The following is a 21,454-nucleotide window of genomic DNA, read 5'->3' as shown; positions in this document are numbered from 1 at the left end:
ACTCCTTCTATCTTAATGTCTAAAATGACGGACGTTCGTAAAGACCATGGCAATTCCATGTTTATTAGCCATATCAATCGACGCTTGGTCCTTGATACTTCCACCAGGCTGAATGATCGCCTTGATTCCGTGTTTAGCTGCATATTCCACCGAATCATCCATTGGGAAATAAGCATCGCTTGCCAAAACAGCTGCTTGTGCTTTTTCTCCAGCTTGTTCAATCGCAAGTTTGACAGAACCGACACGATTCATTTGTCCTGCACCAATCCCTAGCGTCTGATACCGATTACTTACAACGATCGCATTTGATTTGACGTGCTTAACAGCTTTCCAAGCAAATGCTAATGCAGCCATTTCATCAGATGTTGGCTGACGATCGGTTACTACTTGCCATGTAGTTGGTTCTTCCATTGCTGTATCTTTTTCTTGGACGAGTAAACCTCCAAGAACTGAAACAATTTCATTAGATGCTTTTGTTAATTGCGAGTTAAAGTCAACCGTTAATAATCGTAAATTCTTCTTGGCTTTTAAAACTTCTAGACTTTCTGGTGTATAAGACGGTGCAATGATAATTTCTAAAAAGAGTTTATGCATTTCTTGAGCTGTTGCTAAATCGACTTCCCGATTCAATACCACAATCCCACCAAAAATCGAAACAGGATCTGCTTCATAAGCTGCTAGCCAAGCATCGAAAATCGTGTGAGCTGAGCCAATACCACAAGGATTCATGTGTTTGAGTGCTACGACTGTTGGTTCTTGGTATTCACTCATGATCCGCAAAGCAGCATCTGCATCACGAATATTATTAAAAGATAGTTCTTTTCCATGAAGCTGTTTTGCTTGAGCAATCGAATAACGTTCTGGTAGAGCAGATTGATAAAAGACAGCTTGCTGATGACTATTCTCGCCATAGCGGAGGTCTTGCTTGCGTTCAAAAGCAAGAGTCAATTTTTCCGTCTTTTCTTCCTTCACTTGCTCCGTTAAATATTGAGCAATCAATGCATCATAGGCTGCTGTGTGACGAAATACTTTCGCTGCCAGTTTCTGACGTGTCGCTAGAGAAGTAGTCCCTTGATTTCTCAGTTCATCTAAAACAATTGGATAATCGTTCGGATCAACGATCGCCGTGACAAATTCATGGTTTTTGGCAGCACTACGCAACATACTTGGTCCACCAATATCAATATTTTCAATGGCTTCTTTTTCACTAACATCCGGTTTCATGATTGTTTCTTTGAAAGGATACAAATTGACGCAAACAAAATCAATCGGCAAAATCTCAGAAGCTGCCATTGCATCTCTGTGACTAGCAAGATCACGACGTGCTAATAATCCCCCATGAATCTTAGGATGCAAAGTTTTGACACGTCCGTCCATCATCTCAGGAAAGCCAGTGACATCTTCGATTGCGATGGTTAAGATTCCCGCTTCATCAAGTGCTTTTTTGGTTCCCCCAGTTGAAATAATCTCAATTTCCAAAGCTTGTAATCCCTTGGCAAATTCAACAATTCCTTTTTTATCCGATACACTTAACAATGCTCTAGTCATTTTTTTCTTCCTCCACTTTTTGCATTTCTTTGATGACTGCTTCGATTATTTTAGGATAGGTCTGATGTTCGATTTGATGAATCTTTGCTTCTAAGCTATCCAATGTGTCTTCTTTCGTGATCTCTATGGTTTCTTGGTGAATGATTGGTCCTGTATCTATCCCTTTATCAATGTAATGAATCGTTATACCTGTTTCTTTGACTTTCGCAGCAAACGCATCACGAATCCCATGTAAGCCAGGAAAATCAGGTAAAAGAGAGGGGTGGATATTAATGATCCTTGACTCATAAGCATTCAATAAAGTCGGACCAATAATCCGCATGTATCCTGCTAATACAATGAGTTCAATTTCTTTTTCCACTAGGATCTCTAAAATTTTTTCTTCATATTCTCTTTTAGATGAAAATTCTTTTGGTGAAAAAAAATGAAATGGTACATGTAACTTTTCTGCCCGTTCTAAGACAAAAGCATTCGGCTGGTCACAAAAAAGCCATTCAAAGGTATCTGGCAACTTATTTTCCCGAAAATAGTCAACTAAAGCTTGAAAGTTGCTGCCATTTCCTGAAGCAAATACGGCAATCTTCATTTTTCTTCCTCATCAAACAACACTGTTTTATTTTTTAAGGGAACTACTTCACCGATTCGATAAACCGCTTCTCCTTGCTCATTGATTTTTTCAATGACTTCATCGACTTGAGAAGCTGCTACTGCTACAACCATTCCAATACCCATATTAAAAATCTCAAACATCTCTTGTTCAGGGATTTCACCTAAACGTTGGAGACAATCAAAAATCGGCAAGCTAGGCCATGAACCTAATTGAATTTGCGCGGCCGTTCCTTCCGGCAACATCCGAGGAATATTTTCTACGAATCCACCACCAGTGATATGTGCCGCACCTTTGATCTTTTGTTCTTTTATGATTGGCAGCAAAGCTGATACATAGATTTTTGTCGGCTTTAACAATTCTCGGTCCAGTGTTTCAGACAGACCCTCTATCTGATCGGTTAATGTGTAACTATTTTGTTCAAAAAACACTTTCCGAACCAATGAATAGCCGTTTGAATGAATCCCGCTAGAAGGTAAACCTAACAGAACATCACCAACTTCGATTTCACTTCCTGTGATCAATTGCGACTTTTCTGCAACCCCAACTGCAAAACCAGCAAGATCATACTCATTTTCCGCGTACATTCCTGGCATCTCTGCGGTTTCGCCACCGATCAACGCAAGATTACCTGCTACACAACCATCCGCCACGCCAGCGACGACTTTTTCTAATTTTTGTGGATCATTTTTTCCAGTAGCTAAATAGTCTAAGAAATATAAAGGTTCCGCACCTTGAGCTAAAATATCATTGACACACATCGCCACACAATCGATTCCGATTGTTTCATGTTGATCCGCTTCGATGGCTACTAACAATTTTGTTCCTACCCCATCTGTCCCTGATACCAAAACTGGTTCTTTTAATTGGTAAGAACTTAAATCAAAACAGCCACCAAAACCGCCTAAAGCACCCATTACCCCTAGTCGCTCTGTTTTTTTCACGTGTTTCTTGATTCGTTCTACTACTTCATAGCCAGCTTCTACATCCACACCAGCATTCGCATAGGCATTGCTCATGTTACTTCCTCCTTTATTGAAAAAAAGATACTTTTTCTTTCAATGATTCACGGTATTTTTCTTCATAGTCGTATAAAGGCGTCGGATAATCACCATTAAAATAAGCCATACATAACCCAGAATAAGGAGCTGCTTCTTTTAATCCGATTGCTTGGATCAACCCTTCCTCACTTAAAAATTCCAATGAATCTGCTTCAATACATTGTCTGATTTCTTCGATACTATGATTCGCTGCAATTAGTTCTTTTCTCGTTTGAATATCGATGCCGTAAAAACAAGGATATTTTAACGGTGGTGAAGCAATTCGTACATGTACCTCTTTTGCTCCTGCCTCTTTTAATAGACGTACGATTCGCCGGCTCGTTGTTCCTCTAACGATTGAATCATCCACCATCACGATTCGTTTGCCTTCAACAACTCCTCTGACAGCCGAAAGTTTCATCCTGACACCCTGTTCCCTTAATGCTGGTGTAGGTTGAATAAAGGTTCTGGCAATGTATTGATTTTTTACTAGTCCAATCTCATAAGGGATGCCACTAGCTTCGGCATAGCCACTGGCTGCTGATAGCGAAGAATTTGGAACACCTACAACCATGTCAGCATCAATTGGCGCTTCCTGTGCTAAATTTCTCCCCATATTTTTACGAGCAGTGTGTACATTGACACCAGCGATATTTGAATCTGGTCGTGCAAAGTAGATATATTCCATGGAACAAATCGCTAACTGGGTTTCGGTTGTATAAGTATCGATCGTATAGCCCGAGTCATCAATGATCACTACTTCCCCTGGACGAACATCTCGAATAAACCGCGCACCTATGACTTCCAGTGCACAAGTTTCAGAAGCAATCACATATGCACCATTTTTCATTTGACCGATTGCCAAAGGTCGAAAACCATTCGGATCAAGAGCGGCGATCATGGCATCTTCTGTTAAAAGCAAATAGGCAAAACCGCCTTTCACTTCATTTAATGCTTCTTTTAAACGATCGAGTAATGTTGTTTTTTTACTTCGACGAATCAAATGCATCAAAATCTCTGTATCTGAATTGGAATGGAAAATCGCACCGTCTTTTTCTAACGACGTTCTCAATGAACGGGCATTCGTAAGATTACCATTGTGAGCTAGACCGATTGACTGATCATAAAATTTAAATAAAAAGGGTTGGATATTGTCCACACTACCATTACCTGCTGTAGCATAACGCACATGTCCAATCGCTGCTTGTCCAGAGAGTGCAGCTAGCTTTCTTTGATCTTTGAAAACTTCTGAGAGTAAACCTAGATCACGGTGTCCTAATAGTTTCCCTTGATCATTTGAAACGATCCCGGCACCTTCTTGACCACGATGCTGAAGACTATGAAGCCCGAAATACGTTACACTCGATGCTTCTTGATGTCCCCAGACACCGAACACCCCGCATTCTTCATTTAAACTTTTTACTTCATAAGACATTCGATTGCGTCCTCCCAGCATTTTTTAGCTGTTGTAACAGCTAGATGGATTTCCCCATCACTTGCTTGGATCACGATATTACTTGACTCAGTCACTTTACCGATACAACTTGCTTTTTCGCCCATCAAACGTTCAAATTCCTCACGATCTTCTGGAAGGATGGTGACCACAAATCTTGATTGTGTCTCTGAAAAAAGTTGTGCTGTCGTCAGATTTACTGTGACATCTAATCCCAATTGGGTACCAAAAGCTGCTTCAGCCAACGCCACAGCCAAACCGCCTTCCGAACAATCATGCGCACTGGTTACCACTCCTGCTTGAATAGCCGCCAGTAGACTTTCTTGGTTTTGTTGTTCCGTCAATAGATCAAAATGCTCGATGTCCCCTTCAATTTTTCCTAATTGCATTTTTTGCAATTCACTACCATTGAAATCGTCATAAGTTTCACCAACAAGATAAATCAAATCATCCGCCATTTTGAAAGATTGAGTGGTGATGTGTTGGTGGTCTTCGATCAATCCGACCATGCCGATCATCGGGGTAGGATAAATCGCTTTGCCATCCGTTTCATTGTATAAAGAAACATTCCCGGAGATCACAGGTGTCGCAAAGACTTCACATGCTTTGGCAATCCCGTCTGCTGATTTAACCAATTCCCAAAATACTTCTGGTTTATCAGGAGAACCATAATTCAAACAGTCTGTGATTGCTAATGGGCGTCCGCCGCTAGCAACAATGTTTCTGGCAGCCTCTGCAACAGCGATTTGCCCACCTATCTCAGGATTCAAGTAAAGGTAGCGGGCATTACAGTCAGTCGTCATAGCAATTGCTTTTTCAGTTCCACGAATACGCAATACGGCAGCATCACTTCCAGGGGAAACTACTGTATTGGTTTGTACTTGAGAATCATAGGTTTCATAAATCGCATGTTTTGAAGCTATTGTCGGTTGTTTCAATAAATCTAGCAATAATTGATTCGCATCTTCAATGATTGGTTGATATTGCCCTAACTGTTTAAATTTTTCGATTCGAGCGGGTTCTTGCACTGCCTTTTCATAAACAGGTGCATCTTCGGCTAAGGCATCAACTGGTAAGTTAGCTACTTCTTCCCCATGATGGTACAAGCGATACAAGCCATCATCGGTGACTTCTCCAATCGTAACAGCATCCAAATCATATTTTTTAAACAATTCTTTGACTCTTTCCTCTGCCCCAGCTTTTACACAAATCAACATTCGTTCCTGTGATTCTGAAAGCATCATTTCGTAAGGAGTCATATTTGTTTCTCGTTGTGGCACATCGTCTAATGTCAAAATCAAACCAGATCCAGCTTTTGATGCCATTTCCGAACTTGAAGAAACCAATCCAGCAGCGCCCATGTCTTGGATTCCTACTAAAATGTCCGCATGTTCCAAGATCAATTCTAAGCAAGCTTCAAGTAATAGTTTTTCCATAAAAGGATCGCCTACTTGGACTGCGGAACGTTGCTGCTCTTCTTCTTGACTGAACTCTTCTGAAGCAAAAGTCGCACCGTGAATGCCGTCGCGTCCTGTTTTCGCACCGACATACATGATCGAATTACCCACACCAGAAGCTTGCCCTTTTTGAATGTCTTTGTGATCGATCAACCCTACGCACATGGCATTAACTAATGGGTTCCCTTCATAACAAGGATCAAACGCTACTTCTCCTCCAACTGTCGGTATTCCGATACAATTACCATACCCAGAAATCCCTGCGACTACTTCTTCCAATAAGTACTTGGTTCGTGATTGGTCTAACTCGCCAAAACGTAAGGAGTCAAGTAAAGCAATCGGACGTGCGCCCATACTGAAAATATCACGGATGATCCCACCAACACCGGTTGCCGCTCCTTCATAAGGTTCTACTGCTGAAGGGTGATTATGACTTTCCGCTTTAAACACAACTGCTTGACCATCACCGATATCCACGATACCAGCGCCTTCTCCTGGACCTTGAAGAACATGCGGTCCACTTGTTGGGAACTTTCGTAAAATCGGTTTAGAATTTTTGTAAGAACAATGCTCGCTCCACATGACTGAAAACAAACCTGTTTCGGTGTAATTGGGCATTCTCCCCAAAATATCTTCTTCGATCATTCGATATTCTTCATCTGTCAATCCCCATTCAGCATAAACTTTCTTTTCTTTGATCTCTAAGGGACTTGGTTCGTTCCGTGTTTTCATCTTAGGCAGTCACCTTTCCAAAATTTTTTAACATTGAGGCAAAAAATCGTTTTCCGTCTTCTGATCCTAGTAACGCCTCCATTGCCCGTTCTGGATGAGGCATCATTCCCAACACATTTCCTGCTTTATTGGTGATCCCTGCAATATTTGCGACACTACCATTGATATTCTCAGCGTAAGTAAAAACGATTTGATTATTGGCTTTTAATTCTTGCAACGTTTGATCATCGCAAAAATAATTTCCTTCGCCATGAGCGACAGGCAGCTGAATGATCTCATCGGTTTCATACTCCGAAGTAAAGGCTGTCTGGTTGTTAACTTTCAAAGGAACAGTTTTACAAATGAAGCGCAAAGAATCATTTTTTCTTAACACGCCTGGAAGAAGACCCGCTTCTGTAAGGATCTGAAACCCATTACATGTACCAAAGACTGGTTTTCCTTCCTCAGCAAAACGAACGACTTCATTCATGATAGCTGAAAAACGCGCAATAGCTCCACACCGCAAGTAATCGCCATAGGAAAAACCACCAGGAAGCAATACGCCGTCATAGCCTTGTAGAGAGGTTTCATCGTAACGAACATACTCAGCTTCTACTCCCATAATGTCACGAATTGCCCACAGCATATCCACATCACAGTTCGAACCAGGAAAGACAATCACTGCAAATTTCATGCTAGATTTCCTCCAATTGTTCAATTTCATAACGATAGGTTTCCATGTTGACGTTAGCTAATAGTTTGTCACAAATCCCTTCAATCGTTTCCTCTACTGCGCTAGCTTCTGCTGAAACTTGGATCTCAAAATATTTACCGATTCGGATATCTTCAACAGTTTCATATCCCAAACGATGGACCGCATTTTTCACTGCTTCTCCTTGAGGATCTAATACAGAATCTTTATAGGTGACATAAACTTTTACAAAATACATTTCATTTTCTCCTCTCATAAACCAACTTGTGTTAAACGTGTCAAAACTTCTTGATATACTGGGACAATTTCCCCAATTTTTCGTCGATAAACATCTTTGTCCATGTGTTCGTTTGTTTTCAAATCCCATAACCGACAAGTGTCAGGCGAAATTTCATCTCCTAATACGATTTCGCCCGTAGCTGTTTTCCCAAATTCCAGTTTGAAATCAATTAACTGTAAATCGATTTTCTCAAATAGTTGGATTAACAAATGATTGATTTTTCTAGCCTGTGTCTTTAATTCAGTAATTTCATCTTCATCTGCAATTTGTAAAAACAGCACATGTTCATCATTGATAAATGGATCATCTAATTGATCGTCTTTGTAATAAAATTCGACAATTGGTGTGGGTAATTTTTGTCCTTCAGGAATTGCCAACCGTTTTGAAAAACTACCAGCTGCACTATTTCTGACTACCACTTCTAAGGGAAGAATATTTAATTTTTTCACTAATTGTTCGTCTTTTCCGATTTGTTGGATAAAGTGATTGGCAATCCCTTGTTCGGATAAATAATGGAAGACTTTACTTGTGATTTGATTGTTCAGTTCCCCTTTTCCATTTACTTGGTCTTTCATCAAGCCATTTAAAGCCGTAGCTTGGTCCAAGTATTCCACCCAAATCACCTGTTCATCTGAAGTATGGTACATTTTTTTAGCTTTTCCTTCATACAGCAAATCTTTCTGTTCCATTTCGACATCTCCTTAAATTCTTGACGATCACAACAAACATTATTTTTTTGTTCGTCTTTTCACTTTAAATTTTAACAAGTGTTTTTATCCTATTCAACAAAAACATGTACATTTATAGCATTAAAAATGTCTAATGTTCGTGTTTAATCCAAAAATTCTTCCCTGGCAAAATAATAAGCGTTTACACCTATAATAATTGATGCTATAGTAGGATTAGAATGATTCTGGATATTTATTCAAGGAATTCAAGGAGGTAGCGAAATGGAAGAGGCCGCAGTTTGTGCCCAATGTTTTTTAATGGATTTATCGCCCGAGGAAACGTCACGTTTATATAATGACCTGTTGTCTATCAAAGATGTCTACTTATGTAATAAAGATACGAGTTTTTATACCTTCAGAAAAATCCGTCGTGCGGCAAAGCGCCATACTGAGTGTCGAAAGCGCACATTTGAATATCAAACATTTTCTGAACATCAACTCGTGATCAGTCAGATACACGAACAAAAATTATTCAAAAATCATTATCGTATCCAAGTCACTTATGATCAGCAAGAATTTGATTATACTTTTATCGAAGAATTATTGAATTTGCTTCATACTAAACATTTTAACTATTCCGCTCAAGCCCTTTACGGATAGTTTTCTCATGCTATTATCAAGCAACATCCTGAAATGAATCAAAATAGCTAAAAAGAACCCCGACCAGTTGAGTTATCTGTGTCAAGGTTCTTTTTTATTACATTTCAGTAAAAGAGTGGCTGCTTCTAGCATTCCGAAGCAAGCCACTCATTTTGATTATTTGTCTTTTTCTCCTAAACCAACACGGTCAAAGATCACATCCACATTTTTCAAGTGATGATGGTAGTCAAATGCGTCATCGATCTCTTCTTTTGTTAAAACAGAAGTAACCGTTGGATCCTCTTCAAGTAAAGGTCTAAATTGAACTTGATGATCCCATGCATAAGCTGTTTTAGGTTGAACCAAGTCGTAAGCTTCTTCTCTTGTCATACCTTTGTCAATCAGTTTCAACATCACACGTTGACTATAGATCAAGCCAAAAGTAGCTTCCATGTTACGTTTCATATTCTCAGGAAAGACCGTCAGATTTTTTACGATATTTCCAAAACGATTCAACATATAGTCCAATAAAATCGTTGTATCAGGTAAAATGATTCGTTCTGCTGACGAATGAGAGATATCTCTTTCATGCCACAACGAAACATTTTCATAGGCTGTGACCATATGACCACGAATCACTCGAGCAAGTCCAGCCATGTTTTCTGAACCGATTGGGTTTCGTTTATGAGGCATTGCTGAAGACCCTTTTTGTCCTTTAGCGAAGAACTCTTCTACTTCTCTCGTTTCTGATTTTTGCAAACCACGGATTTCTGTTGCAAAACGTTCGATGCTGGTAGCAATCAATGCCATAGTCGCAAAGTACTCTGCGTGGAGATCACGTGGGAGCACTTGCGTAGAGATCTCTTGCGGACGAATCCCTAATTTTTCACACACATATTCTTCAATAAATGGCGGAATGTTCGCAAATGTTCCTACCGCTCCTGATATCTTACCTGCTTCAACACCTTTGGCTGCATGCTCAAAACGTTCAATATTTCGTTTCATTTCTGAATACCAAGTAGCTAATTTCAAGCCAAATGTCGTTGGTTCAGCATGAACGCCATGCGTTCTTCCCATCATCACTGTGTACTTATGTTCTTTAGCTTTTTCACCAATAATTGCCGTAAAACGTTTCAAATCATCTCGTAAAAGATCATTTGCTTGTTTGATTTGATAGCCATAAGCTGTATCAACGACATCAGTACTCGTTAAGCCGTAGTGGACCCACTTACGTTCTTCGCCTAATGTTTCAGAAACTGCTCGAGTAAAGGCAACAACGTCGTGACGTGTTTCCTTTTCAATTTCCAAAATACGTTCAATATCAAAAGATGCATGTTCACGAATTTTTTTGACATCTTCTTTAGGAATTTCTCCTAATTCTGCCCATGCTTCGTCAGCTAAAATTTCTACCTCCAGCCAAGCTTGGTATTTGTTTTGTTCTGTCCAGATATTGCCCATTTCAGGTCGTGTATAACGTTCTAACATCAATTTTTCTCCTTTAATCCCAAATATTGGTTTTCTTTATTTCATCCAAAGTTTGTTGAATGTCTTCAGTTACGATAGTAATATGCCCCATTTTACGACCCTTTTTCGCTTGTGCTTTCCCATAAAAATGAAATTGCCAATCTGGTTTTTTATCGATCAAATGATAGCTTTCTAATAACTGCTCGCCCAATACATTGACCATCACTGCCTCACTCAATAAACGGACTTTTTTACTTAATGGCCAACCACATATTCCCCGAATATGGGCATCAAATTGACTCATCGAGCATGCTTCAATGGAGTAATGTCCCGAGTTGTGAGGTCGTGGTGCTAATTCATTCACATATAAACCACCAGTTTTTGTTAAAAACATTTCAATACAAAGTACGCCAGATAAGCTCATTCCTTCAGCGATGACTCGAGCGATCCGCTCTGCTTCTTCAACAACCTCATCAGCGATTGCTGCTGGTGCAATCGTTTCATGTAAAATGTTGTTACGGTGGATATTTTCGACCACTGGAAATGTACTATAATCCCCTTGTCCGTTTCCAGCAACTAAGATCGAGATTTCTTTTTCAAAGGGGATCCATGCTTCCAATACACAGGTCCCTTCCCTTAGTAAATCCATTGCTGGCGCAAGGTCTGCCCGACTTTTCAAGACGTATTGTCCCTTGCCGTCATATCCACCTCGTGTCGTTTTCAACACACAAGGATAACCAATACCATCAATGGCATCTTGAATATCGGTTGGACTTACAATTGTCGCATAAGGGGCAATAACGATATTATTCGTTTCTAAAAAAGATTTTTCTAAAAGACGATCTTGGGTGATCGCTAATAAATCAGTTCCTTGAGGAATAAACGACATAGAGGAAATGGCATTTAATGCTTCCACACTGACGTTTTCAAATTCATACGTGATAACATCTGTTCGTCTAGCAAGTTCTTCCAATGCAAAAGTATCATCGTATGTTCCTTGAATATACCAATCAGCTACTTGAGCTGCTGGACAATTCGTTACAGGATCAAGAACCCCGACTTTAAAGCCCATTTCTTTTGCACTGATCGCCATCATCCGTCCTAATTGTCCGCCACCGACAATTCCGATCGTTGATCCAGGCAACAAAGGTTTAACCAAGTTGATCACTACTTTCTATCACAGTTTCAGCTAACATTAACCGTCTTTTCGCTAACTTAGCCTCCAACTTTAAATCATACATTGAAAGCATCTCAACCGCAAGTAGTCCAGCGTTAATTGCCCCCGCTTTTCCAATCGCCGTCGTTGCCACAGGAACACCACCAGGCATCTGGACAATAGATAATAGCGAATCTAATCCGTTCAATGTTCGTGTTTGTACCGGAACGCCAATTACTGGTAAGGTTGTTTGAGAAGCCACCATTCCTGGCAGATGAGCGGCTCCACCTGCTCCAGCAATGATCACTTTGATTCCCCTTGCTCGTGCTTCTTTGGCATACTGAAACATCAAATCAGGTGTACGATGCGCAGAGACGACTTTCTTTTCATAAGCCACCTCAAACTCTTCTAGAATCTCGCAAGTATTTTTCATCGTTTCCCAATCAGATGTACTCCCCATAATTACCGCAACCTTGATTGTCATACATTTCTCCTTTCTCTACTTTCACATTCATATTTTAGCAATCGGTTTTTTTGATGTCAAAGAATTTTCGAATATTATAAAGATTTTCAGCTTTAATGTTCGGTATTTATATCAGCGAAAAAACGAGAGTGAGACAATAGTTCTTTCTCAAAAAGAAAATAAGTTCAATTTTGATGTTTATTGTCAAAATCGAACTTATTTTTCTGTTATGCGCACTTTCCTCTCCATATATTTTCCAAATTTTCTTAAATTTAATGCCATCAGTGCCAAACCAATATCTATCGTTGCTCCTTGTTTCCCACGCAAATGGAAACGATAAAACGCCAAGTGAGCCTTTAGATGCCCGAACACAGGTTCGGCATCCGTTTTTCGTTTCCGATAAATCGAACCATTTTTCTCATCTAAAAGCTTTTTTCTGCATTCTGCTTTGAAATAGCGCCAATTATTATTTACTTGAATTTTTTGCTTTTGTTCACTTTTCGCACGCGTACATTGACGACGGACTGGACAGTTCCGACACTCCTCACATTCATAGATTTTGAACTCTCGAATAAAGCCACCTTTATCTATTCTGCGACTATAATTTTTGAACGGTACCGGACGATTCGCTGGGCAAATATAGGTGTCTTGTTCTTCAAAATAACGCCAATTCTCCACGTTAAACGGATTCTCCTTGTCCTTCTTTTTATTTTCTTTGTGGTAACTTCCATAGGTAATCAAGGGGGTTTTATGTAAAACATCGTTGATATACATGTCAATTTCTTCGCTACCATACCCTGCATCTGCCACAATGTACTCCGGCAACTCCTTATGTTGGTCTAAAAAACTATCTAAAAATGGCTTCAATGTTTTGGTGTCTGTGGGATTCGGAAATAATTCATAGCTCAAAACATACTGATTTTCGGTGGTGATTTGTAAATGATAACCTGGTTTGAGCTGTCCATTTCGCATATAATCGTCTTTCATCCGCATAAAGGCGGCATCAGTAAATGTTCTACATCTAGTGGTAAAGTTGTTTGGTTGATGGTATTATTTTTAAACATAAAGCACACTCCTTTGATTTTTGTTTAAGCACTTGAATCATACAAGGTTGTGTGCTTTTTGTGTGCCTTAAAATCAAAATACAATGGGACAATAATCAGATTTTTTCTGACTATTGTCCCACTCTCTAATCTTAGTATGTTTTTGTAAATGGAAACAATAAATTTCGTGGGAACTATCATATCCTTTGTATAGATTTATGTAATTATCCATTATACAAGTAGAAGAAAAGAGTAGTTTTTCATCTTTTCCTAACAAAAGAAATTATTAGAATATAACAATAATCTTGACGTGTTAAGATTGAACTATGAATAAAAATAGAGGAGTGAAGAGATGAAAGAATGGTATGAAGGGTTTTACTTTACAAAAGATGAGATTAACAGTCAAAGAAAAATAACTGAAAAAGCAAAACAAGCCCTTAATGTGAAACATGAATATTCATCAGCGAGCAAAGTGGCGAAAGAAAACTACGAAAAAGAAAATAAATGCTTGGAATATATGAAAAGTCATCATCAAGAAGAAAAGGATCAACCAGCATTTAGCACAAAAGAAATAGATGAAGCAAAAGTACAAGTGTATAAATTGGAAATGCAGCATGCTCGGATATCCGATCCTTTTGGCAATGAAGCATTAAAAATATCAGAAAAACTTAAATATGCCAAAAACAGATGCAATCATATGGAAAACATAAATAAACCCAAAGTACAACGACAGCAACAAGCGAAAGAGGCAGAACAAGCAACGGCTAATTTGGGCATGTTACAAGCAAAGAGAGAACAAAGAGGAGAACCTGATGATAAAAAAATTAAGGTGTATATGGACAATTTTAAAGAGTCAAACAACCAGTTAGAAGTAGAATACAATAACTTAACGACTAACAGCCCTGATAAAAATGGAAAACTCAAAGAAAACCAATTTGAGGAAATCACAAACACTGTGCAGTATGTTAAAGATAATAAACATAAAATGTCCCTGCTAGATAAAGAAGTGCCTGACATCCAAAATAAATTAAGTAAAGAAGAAAAGAGCCGAAAGAACATAAAAAATCAAATAAATGAAATAGATAATTCGTCATTTTTCAATAAAATTATAGTGTATTTTACAGGAGAAAAGAGAGATTTAACGAAAAAGTTAGACACAAAAGATCAAAATATAGCAATGTATAAGGGTCAATTGCGTACGATATCTGAAGATAAAGCAGCATATATAATGGAGAGTGAAGCAGCAATAGATAAAATGTTACCCATAAGTCAAGAAAAACAGGCTGAGCTTAATGCTTTAAAAACGAATCTCAAAACTTTGATGAATGAGGTGAATCATTTATCTAAGAATACACAAGTAACCCAACAAATTGATCCCAAATTCAAGGATGATTTGACAAACTTAGAAAATTCGAATAAAATACTTTCGGAAAAAATTAATACTTCAATAAAAATAGTTCAAAATTTAGCTGACCAAAAAAAGGAATTTGCAACAATGAGGGGGCAAAGTACATTTATTGATCTAAAAGATAATGCGAAGGAAAAACAAAGTGAAATTTTAAGTCAAGGGAAACAAACTGAAAAAAGTAAACAACCAGATAAATCAGAGCGGGGTTCCTCTTTTGCATAGCATAAATAGCATATAATAAGTATAGAATATTGATTTTAGCGTATACATAAAGATATAAACTAGAACGAGGTTGAGACAAAGGTATTTAGCGTCAAGAAATAAGCCGAAATTTCCAAAATTTGCTTTTCTACTTTTTGGTCAATTTCGGCTTATTTTTCGAAGATGTTACTTTTGACTCAGTCTCATTTTTAGGACGATTCAAGTTATTTTTTTGCTAATGCTTCTTCAATAATCTCTTCATCTTTTTTCAACCCGTTAAAAATAAGATTCAAAACGATCGCTGTCACGCTACTCATGACGATCCCATTCCCCGTAAACATTTGAACTGTTGGGGGTAATTGGCTAAATAAAGTCGGCATAATATTGAATCCTAAGCCAAAACCAATCGAAACAGCAGTAATCAAGAGATTTTTGTCATTCGTAAAATCAACTTCCATCAACATCCGAATACCTTGAACAGCAACCATCCCAAACATGACTAACATGCCGCCACCTAGAACTGGCTCTGGAATGATTTGTGCTAAAGCACCTATTTTAGGAAATAATCCAAGAATAATCAAAAAAATTGCAGAGAAATAAATTGGTTTTCTTGTCTTTATACCTGAAAGTTGGACTAGCCCAACATTTTGAGAAAAACCAGTGTAAGGGAATGTATTGAAAATCCCACCTAAAATAACCGCCAGACCTTCGGCACGATAACCTTTTTTCAATTCTTCTTCGCCCACTTTTTGTCCAGTGATATCCCCTAGCGCAAAGTAAACACCTGTTGACTCTACCATACTCACAATAGAAATAATGATCATCAACAAGATCGACCAGACATCAAAAGTTGGTTTTCCAAAATAAAAAGGTTGAGGCACGTGAAAAACAGGTGCTTGACCAATCGCACTTAAATCCACCATTCCCAGTACAGCAGCTAAAATACTCCCGCCAACTAAACCGATCAGTACAGCAATCGAGCGAACAAACCCTTTAGCTAACATTTGTACTCCGACGATCAGTGCAATTGTAACGAAAGCTAGCAATAAATTGGTTTGATTTCCAAAATTAGTCGCAGATGAATCGCCACCGCCCATTTTTTCGATTGCAACTGGAATCAACGTCAACCCAATCACGGTAATGACTGTCCCAGTAACGATCGGCGGAAATAATCGTTTGATCTTTGAGAAAAATCCAGACACTAAAACAACAAAAATACCAGAAGCGATAATCGAACCATAAATTGCTCCAACACCTTGGTCGCTCCCAATAAGGATCAGTGGTGCAACTGCTTGAATAGCACAACCTAAAACAACTGGCAACCCAATACCAAAAAAACGATTAACCGTCAATTGTAATAATGTTGCTAAGCCACACATAAAAATATCAATCGAGATCAAGTACGTCATTTGCTCTTGATTAAACCCTAGTCCCGTACCGATCAGCAAAGGAACAGCAACTGCCCCAGCATACATTGCTAAGAGATGTTGTAAACCTAATACTGCGGCTTGGCCATTTTTTGTTTCTTTCTCCACCTTTATGCATCCTCCTCAAGAAATTCAACTTGTCCGTTGGATAATGCCGCAATTCGTGCCAATGAAACAACTTTCAAGCCCATTTCTTCTAATAGCTGACGGCCATCTTGGAACGATTTTTCAATCAGGATGCCGATCCCTTCGACTCCTGCACCTGCTTGGCGGCACAATTCAACCAACCCTTTCGCCGCTTGACCGTTCGCTAAGAAATCATCAATGATTAAAACCTTGTCCTCTGCAGATAAAAATTTACGAGAGATAGAAATCGTACTAGTCACTTGTTTTGTAAAGGAATAAACAGAAGTAGTCAACAATTCTTCATCCATCGTCAAGCTTTTGGCTTTTCTGGCAAAAATCATTGGTACATTTAATGTCTGCGCCACAAATAAAGCTGGTGCAATTCCAGAAGCTTCAATCGTTACCACTTTAGTGATTCCTTGATCTTTGAAAACTTCCGCAAATCGTTGCCCTATTTGTTCCATTAATACCGGATCCACTTGATGTGTCACAAAGCTATCTACTTTTAAGACGCCTTCACCTAGCACACGGCCATCTTTTTGAATACGTTCCACTAATTCTTTCACTTTATTTGCCCCTTTTTCATTTATTGATATCAAAGCTAACCACTATTCGACCTCATGGATCACCCTTTCAAGGTTTCAAGCTCGTGCGAAATACGCAGAAATGCCTGCTTTTTAAACAAAAAAACCCTTTTACTAAATAAGTAAAAAGGGTGCAAGACACTCTTTCACTTATAGTCCAGCATTTACGGTGCTGGCTAGAAACTGTCATCCTTATCATGACGATATATAAGTGGGCTATATCACTACGTTCCTTCGATCCTCTTAAGAAACAAAATAGTGATCTATTTTGCTCAAGTAGTCTAGAAGTAGCTTTAATAAAATATGTTGATTGGTTCAAGCATTCATAATCGTTGGTTGGCACTTTTAATGTTAGCTTTTGTTCCAAACGATGAAAACAGTTTAACATCTGTTTCAGAAAGTGACAACCAACTTTCACTATTTTTTTCTAAAATCTAATATTTTTGATCTCATTCAGCAAGGTTGTTCGGTATTTCTGACAGAAATAAAGAGAAAAAAGAGAATTTACGTGAGTGCCACGATTTTTTCTCTTTTTTGACTTGTTTTTGATTTTTATGATTCCTCTTGCTTTTCAAGTTGTCGATACTTTTCCATTTTACGACTAAATAATTCCCCGTTACTTGGAGGAGTATAGGTAATAGCGTTCGCTCCAGCTTTGATCGTATCCAAGATGCTTTGATCTGTTGGACCACCAGTAGCAATAATCGGTAGTTCCGGATACTTTTCTCGGAAAAATTTTACCGTTTCAGTTGTTTCTTTCCCTGCACTGATATTGATGATCGTAATACCTGCTGCCAATTTTTCATCGATTTCTGTATATTTCGATGTCACTGTACTAATCACTGGGATATCCACTGCACGACAAACTTCTTGAACTGTTTCAAGTGGTGTGGGTGCATTTAAAACGACTCCTAACGATCCTTGCGCTTCAGCAAATAAGCTCATGTAAGAAGAGCGCGTGCCTTGCGTTAGACCTCCGCCAACACCTGAAAAGACTGGAATGTCTGCTGCTTCGATAATACTTTTAGTGATTGCAGGATGCGGAGTAAATGGGTACACAGCAATCACGGCATTTGCATTTGTATTCCGGACAATTGCTATATCAGTAGTAAAAATAATCGATCGGATCAGTTTTCCAAAAATCTTAATACCACTTGCCTCCATAATGACCTCAGGTACTCTAACGATATCTTTTCGTAGCTCGGTCATAATTTCAGGGGTAAATTGCTCTGCCATCTTGCCACTCCCTTTTTCATAGTTATTGATCATATTGATCCAAGTGATAGGTTTCAATGACTTGGATAATTTTTTGTGCGTAGGAAGGGTCAGTTGCGTAGCCTGCGTCTTGCAGTGCTTGGGCAGCTTCACGATAGTTCGTAGCCGTGATCACTTTTTCATATAATGCTGGATTCCAATCTACCCCATTCACAAAAAGTTGTGTGTGAGAGTCCATCGATTGTTCCCATGAATCATACACACGAAAATCTCCTTGGATCGTGACCCATTCTTCATTCACAAATTCCTTTGTTTCTAAATTGACCTTTTTTTGATCACCATATGCTTTAATTCCAAAAAGATTATTGTATTGACTGGCTAACGTACTCTCGCCCCAGTTTGATTCAAGAATTGCCTGACCTAAAATGATACTTGGGAGAACGCCATAGCCGGTTTGTAATTCTTTCGCATGAGGAGCTAATCGATCAATAAATTGTTGATGCGTTTGTGCCTCATTGTTATTCTGTTCTTGCCCAACAAGAGGCGCTGACAAGCCTCGTAAAGAGAGAACAAAAGCTATCATCAACAATATTCCACCAAAAATCACAGCAATCAAGCGTAATGAATTACGTTTTTGTTTCTTCCATTTTTTTTTGGCCATTCACTACTCCTATTTCTTTTGTAATTGTTCTAAGTATTCTTCTAATGTGATATCATGTTTCGAAATATAGGCCGCACTTTCTTCTCCAACATAACGTAGGTGCCATGGTTCATACGTAATTTTTGTGATATCTTGGCGATCTTTAGGATAACGTATGATAAATCCATATTTAGGCGCATTTTCAGCAATCCATTTTGCCCCTGGTTGATCTCCATAACTTGCCTCTAAAAGCTGTGAAGGATAATTATTATACCAATTTTCATCCACTACATCGACCGCTAAGCCTGTATGATGTTCGCTATGTCCAGGGACGGTGATTGTTTGTTTCGTGATTGCTGTCGCCTCTTCCTCTGAAACATGTTGACTACTCATCACTTCTTGGACATTTTGTGTAAACACCTGTTGCTGTGCTGCAACCGAACGATATGCGGAGACCATCACTAAAGGAAAACCTGCAGATTGTGCTGCTTTCGCAAAATCTTCATAATGGGATTCGATACGTTTATCGATCAAATAACCATTGGGCAGTGATGCCAGCTGCGTGTCTTCATTGATTTCTTTTTCGATTTTATGATCAGGTCCTACCAAGACAAGATCCCAATCGGTCGGTTGAACCTTTGGTAAATCTTCACTTTTTTTGGTAGAATCCTTCACTTTAGTTTCTTTGGAACTCTTTGTTGTCTGTTTGGTTACTTGTTCAGTTGTTTGATTTTCTGCTTGGACGTCAGATTTCATGTGTTGCTCGCTTACAAAGATGTACCCCATTGCGGCAACCATGATCACAACTGCTCCAAACCCTAAAACTTTATTCACTCTTAAAAATCCTCTCATTCCTTTTTATGTTCATTTTTTTCATGAACATAGGTTTCTTCTAAATTCTCGTTTACCCAATCCAACAGTTCCAATTTCTCGCCTTCGATCTGTCTTTGAACGTCTGCAGGTAATCGAAAGTTCAAGATGTCGTCATAACCCCATTCATCATAATTAATACTTACCTTCAAGTCAAGGAACCCTGTAAGATATTGATCGTTTTTTAATGGAATCAATTCGACTTTGGCAGGACCATCCGTTAACCATTTTTGAGCGATTCTCGTTTTGATTTGTTTATACTCTGCCACTGCAGTCGTCCTTTTTTCAGGGAAAATGATCGTTTGTCGTAAAATCTTTTGCGTAAGCATCCATTCATAATCAGTAAACAGGTTTTTGATTTTCTGCATGGTTTCAGATGGAAGGTTCTTCTCTCCTCGTTTCCAGCCTTCCCACTGCGCTTCGTCAATTACTAAATAGTCCTCTAAAAAATTCTTTTCTGTTGCGTACTGTTCCAGTAATACACTAAGAATCAAATCAACATAAACTTGATGCATAAAAGTTTCCCCCTCTACTCATTTTACTTAAATTTCAAAAAAATTCACTACGACTTTACTTTTTCTTATTAAAGTACTCTAACACAAATTTTAACGATTCATTTGGTATAATTAAACAAGGACAATGGCATTTTTTCATTTCATTCACTATATTAAATATAACACGAGAAGGAGTTTTGAAGTATGAAAAAGTATCAATGGGGAATCATTGGCTTAGGAAATATTGCACATGAGTTTGCGGAACATTTTGACCAAGAAACAAGCGAGTTGGCAGCAGTTGCTTCACGAACAATAGATAAAGCAGAAGCATTTGCACAACGCTATCATATTCCTAAAGCATATGGTAGTTATCAAGAAATGCTTAATGACCAAGAAATCGATATTATTTATATTGCCGTTCCCAATCGTCAACATAGTCAACATATCATGGAAGCATTAGCAGCGAATAAGCATGTTTTATGTGAAAAAGCGATCACCATGAATAAAAAAGAACTGACCGAAGCAATGAAATTAGCAGAAGAAAAGAATCTAGTGTTAGCAGAAGCGATGACGATTTTCAATATGCCATTGTATCAACAGTTACGTTCTTTGATCGACACAAACAAGCTTGGGGCATTAAAAATGATTCAAGCACCATTTGGCAGCTATAAAGATCCCGACCCAACCAATCGCTTTTTCAATCCTGAATTAGCTGGTGGTGCTTTATTAGATATTGGGACATATGCCGTCTCGTTTGCTCGTTTCTTTTTGAGCTCTCAACCAGAAGTTATTGCATCAACAATGGTACCATTTGAAACAGGTGTGGATGAACAGTCAGTGACTATTTTAAGGAATAAAGAAAATGAGTTAGCAACGATCAGTCTGACTTTCCAAGCCAAAATGCCTAAAGTGGGAATCGTTGCCTTTGAAGAAGGCTATATCACCATCACCGATTACCCTCGTGCGGATCGTGCGGAGATCATCTTCAATGACGGGACAAAAGAATGGATCGAAAGCGGCAGCACCGCGCAAGCCATGAATTATGAAATCGAAAATATGGTCAAAACTATTAAAGGCGAACTCCCTAACCGTTCGTTGTTTCTGACCCACGATGTCATCGAGATCCTCGATGGGATGCAAAAACTTTGGCAAAAATAAGCTCCTTGAAATAAGCTGGAATTTTTCAAAAACATGAAAAGCTGTTTAAGCAACGGAGACATCCCCAATGCTTAAACAGCTTCTCTTTAT

General features: G+C 38.7%; 20 protein-coding genes, 1 pseudogene and 1 riboswitch. Of the genes and pseudogenes, 3 read left to right on the top strand and 18 right to left on the bottom strand.

All coding sequences use genetic code 11. From position 1 onward, the window contains the following. Positions 1-12 precede the first annotated feature (12 nt). From purH to purC, 8 genes are read right to left on the bottom strand one after another with little or no spacing between them, the layout of a single operon-like run. Complete coding sequence (gene purH / locus IGJ23_RS05650) at positions 13-1,548, bottom strand: bifunctional phosphoribosylaminoimidazolecarboxamide formyltransferase/IMP cyclohydrolase (protein ID WP_438774684.1); 1,536 nt, start codon at positions 1,546-1,548, stop codon at positions 13-15. Then, positions 1,541-2,134, bottom strand: coding sequence for a phosphoribosylglycinamide formyltransferase (purN, locus tag IGJ23_RS05645; RefSeq protein WP_010719379.1), 594 nt, complete (start codon positions 2,132-2,134; stop codon positions 1,541-1,543). The genes purH and purN overlap by 8 nt, the downstream gene beginning before the upstream one ends. Then, positions 2,131-3,174 carry a phosphoribosylformylglycinamidine cyclo-ligase gene (gene purM / locus IGJ23_RS05640; RefSeq protein WP_010719380.1) on the bottom strand — a complete coding sequence of 348 codons (1,044 nt, stop codon included), beginning with the start codon at positions 3,172-3,174 and terminating at the stop codon, positions 2,131-2,133. The genes purN and purM overlap by 4 nt, the downstream gene beginning before the upstream one ends. Before the next feature lie 13 nt (positions 3,175-3,187). Next, the gene (gene purF, locus IGJ23_RS05635; RefSeq protein WP_176581759.1) at positions 3,188-4,630 is read right to left on the bottom strand and encodes an amidophosphoribosyltransferase; all 1,443 of its coding nucleotides are present in this window, start codon (positions 4,628-4,630) and stop codon (positions 3,188-3,190) included. Further along, positions 4,615-6,837: a phosphoribosylformylglycinamidine synthase subunit PurL gene (gene purL, locus IGJ23_RS05630; protein WP_438774683.1), complete on the bottom strand. Its 2,223-nt coding sequence runs from the start codon at positions 6,835-6,837 to the stop codon at positions 4,615-4,617. Before purL ends, purF begins: the two co-directional genes overlap by 16 nt. 1 nt (position 6,838) lies before the next feature. Continuing rightward, positions 6,839-7,510 carry a phosphoribosylformylglycinamidine synthase subunit PurQ gene (purQ, locus tag IGJ23_RS05625; protein WP_438774682.1) on the bottom strand — a complete coding sequence of 224 codons (672 nt, stop codon included), beginning with the start codon at positions 7,508-7,510 and terminating at the stop codon, positions 6,839-6,841. Position 7,511: 1 nt separating this feature from the next. Further along, positions 7,512-7,766, bottom strand: coding sequence for a phosphoribosylformylglycinamidine synthase subunit PurS (gene purS / locus IGJ23_RS05620; RefSeq protein ID WP_010719384.1), 255 nt, complete (start codon positions 7,764-7,766; stop codon positions 7,512-7,514). Positions 7,767-7,780: 14 nt separating this feature from the next. Beyond that, positions 7,781-8,497, bottom strand: coding sequence for a phosphoribosylaminoimidazolesuccinocarboxamide synthase (gene purC, locus IGJ23_RS05615; RefSeq protein WP_053766392.1), 717 nt, complete (start codon positions 8,495-8,497; stop codon positions 7,781-7,783). Between the two features lie 261 nt (positions 8,498-8,758). On the opposite strand from purC, the gene IGJ23_RS05610 reads away from it, so the two are divergent. Continuing rightward, positions 8,759-9,136 carry a hypothetical protein gene (locus IGJ23_RS05610; protein ID WP_438774681.1) on the top strand — a complete coding sequence of 126 codons (378 nt, stop codon included), beginning with the start codon at positions 8,759-8,761 and terminating at the stop codon, positions 9,134-9,136. A gap of 156 nt (positions 9,137-9,292) precedes the next feature. Here the strand turns inward: IGJ23_RS05610 and purB are convergent, their stop codons facing one another. The 4 genes and pseudogenes from purB to IGJ23_RS05590 all read right to left on the bottom strand — a co-directional run. Then, the gene (gene purB, locus IGJ23_RS05605; RefSeq protein WP_010737434.1) at positions 9,293-10,600 is read right to left on the bottom strand and encodes an adenylosuccinate lyase; all 1,308 of its coding nucleotides are present in this window, start codon (positions 10,598-10,600) and stop codon (positions 9,293-9,295) included. Between the two features lie 13 nt (positions 10,601-10,613). Next, a complete protein-coding gene (purK, locus tag IGJ23_RS05600) occupies positions 10,614-11,738 on the bottom strand; it encodes a 5-(carboxyamino)imidazole ribonucleotide synthase (RefSeq protein WP_172595681.1) in 1,125 nt (374 codons plus the stop codon). Continuing rightward, the gene (gene purE, locus IGJ23_RS05595) at positions 11,731-12,219 is read right to left on the bottom strand and encodes a 5-(carboxyamino)imidazole ribonucleotide mutase (RefSeq protein ID WP_010719389.1); all 489 of its coding nucleotides are present in this window, start codon (positions 12,217-12,219) and stop codon (positions 11,731-11,733) included. The genes purK and purE overlap by 8 nt, the downstream gene beginning before the upstream one ends. Positions 12,220-12,325: 106 nt before the next feature. Beyond that, positions 12,326-13,212 (bottom strand): annotated as a pseudogene (locus IGJ23_RS05590) (transposase); the annotation flags it as partial. A gap of 381 nt (positions 13,213-13,593) precedes the next feature. Between IGJ23_RS05590 and IGJ23_RS05585 the strand changes: the two are divergent. Further along, a complete protein-coding gene (locus IGJ23_RS05585; protein WP_438774680.1) occupies positions 13,594-14,871 on the top strand; it encodes a hypothetical protein in 1,278 nt (425 codons plus the stop codon). Between the two features lie 203 nt (positions 14,872-15,074). Here IGJ23_RS05585 and IGJ23_RS05580 read toward each other — a convergent pair whose 3' ends face one another. The 6 genes from IGJ23_RS05580 to IGJ23_RS05555 form a co-directional block, all read right to left on the bottom strand. After that, positions 15,075-16,385, bottom strand: coding sequence for a nucleobase:cation symporter-2 family protein (locus IGJ23_RS05580; protein WP_010719392.1), 1,311 nt, complete (start codon positions 16,383-16,385; stop codon positions 15,075-15,077). A 2-nt stretch (positions 16,386-16,387) separates the two neighbouring features. Next, positions 16,388-16,969 (bottom strand): xanthine phosphoribosyltransferase, encoded by a 582-nt coding sequence (locus IGJ23_RS05575; RefSeq protein ID WP_010719393.1) that lies wholly within the window; start codon positions 16,967-16,969, stop codon positions 16,388-16,390. A 151-nt stretch (positions 16,970-17,120) separates the two neighbouring features. After that, positions 17,121-17,218: riboswitch (purine riboswitch) on the bottom strand. Positions 17,219-17,539: 321 nt separating this feature from the next. Continuing rightward, entirely contained in the window at positions 17,540-18,223 is a 684-nt protein-coding gene (locus IGJ23_RS05570) for a hypothetical protein (protein ID WP_010737428.1), read from the bottom strand. A 22-nt stretch (positions 18,224-18,245) separates the two neighbouring features. After that, positions 18,246-18,863, bottom strand: coding sequence for a glycoside hydrolase family 73 protein (locus IGJ23_RS05565; RefSeq protein ID WP_010737427.1), 618 nt, complete (start codon positions 18,861-18,863; stop codon positions 18,246-18,248). Positions 18,864-18,872: 9 nt separating this feature from the next. Beyond that, positions 18,873-19,676, bottom strand: a complete 804-nt coding sequence (locus tag IGJ23_RS05560; protein ID WP_034700361.1) for a M15 family metallopeptidase — start codon at positions 19,674-19,676, stop codon at positions 18,873-18,875. A 14-nt stretch (positions 19,677-19,690) separates the two neighbouring features. Further along, on the bottom strand, positions 19,691-20,227 hold the full coding sequence (locus tag IGJ23_RS05555) for a hypothetical protein (protein ID WP_014834723.1): 537 nt from the start codon (positions 20,225-20,227) through the stop codon (positions 19,691-19,693). Positions 20,228-20,410: 183 nt separating this feature from the next. On the opposite strand from IGJ23_RS05555, the gene IGJ23_RS05550 reads away from it, so the two are divergent. Further along, positions 20,411-21,364 (top strand): Gfo/Idh/MocA family protein, encoded by a 954-nt coding sequence (locus IGJ23_RS05550; protein ID WP_010737424.1) that lies wholly within the window; start codon positions 20,411-20,413, stop codon positions 21,362-21,364. Positions 21,365-21,454: the final 90 nt, after the last annotated feature.

It is taken from the genome of Enterococcus sp. DIV1682a, assembly GCF_051711005.1.
Lineage (GTDB): Bacteria > Bacillota > Bacilli > Lactobacillales > Enterococcaceae > Enterococcus_B > Enterococcus_B hirae.
Note: the sequence above shows the minus strand (reverse complement) of the source record. Positions and strands in the feature narration are given on the sequence as shown.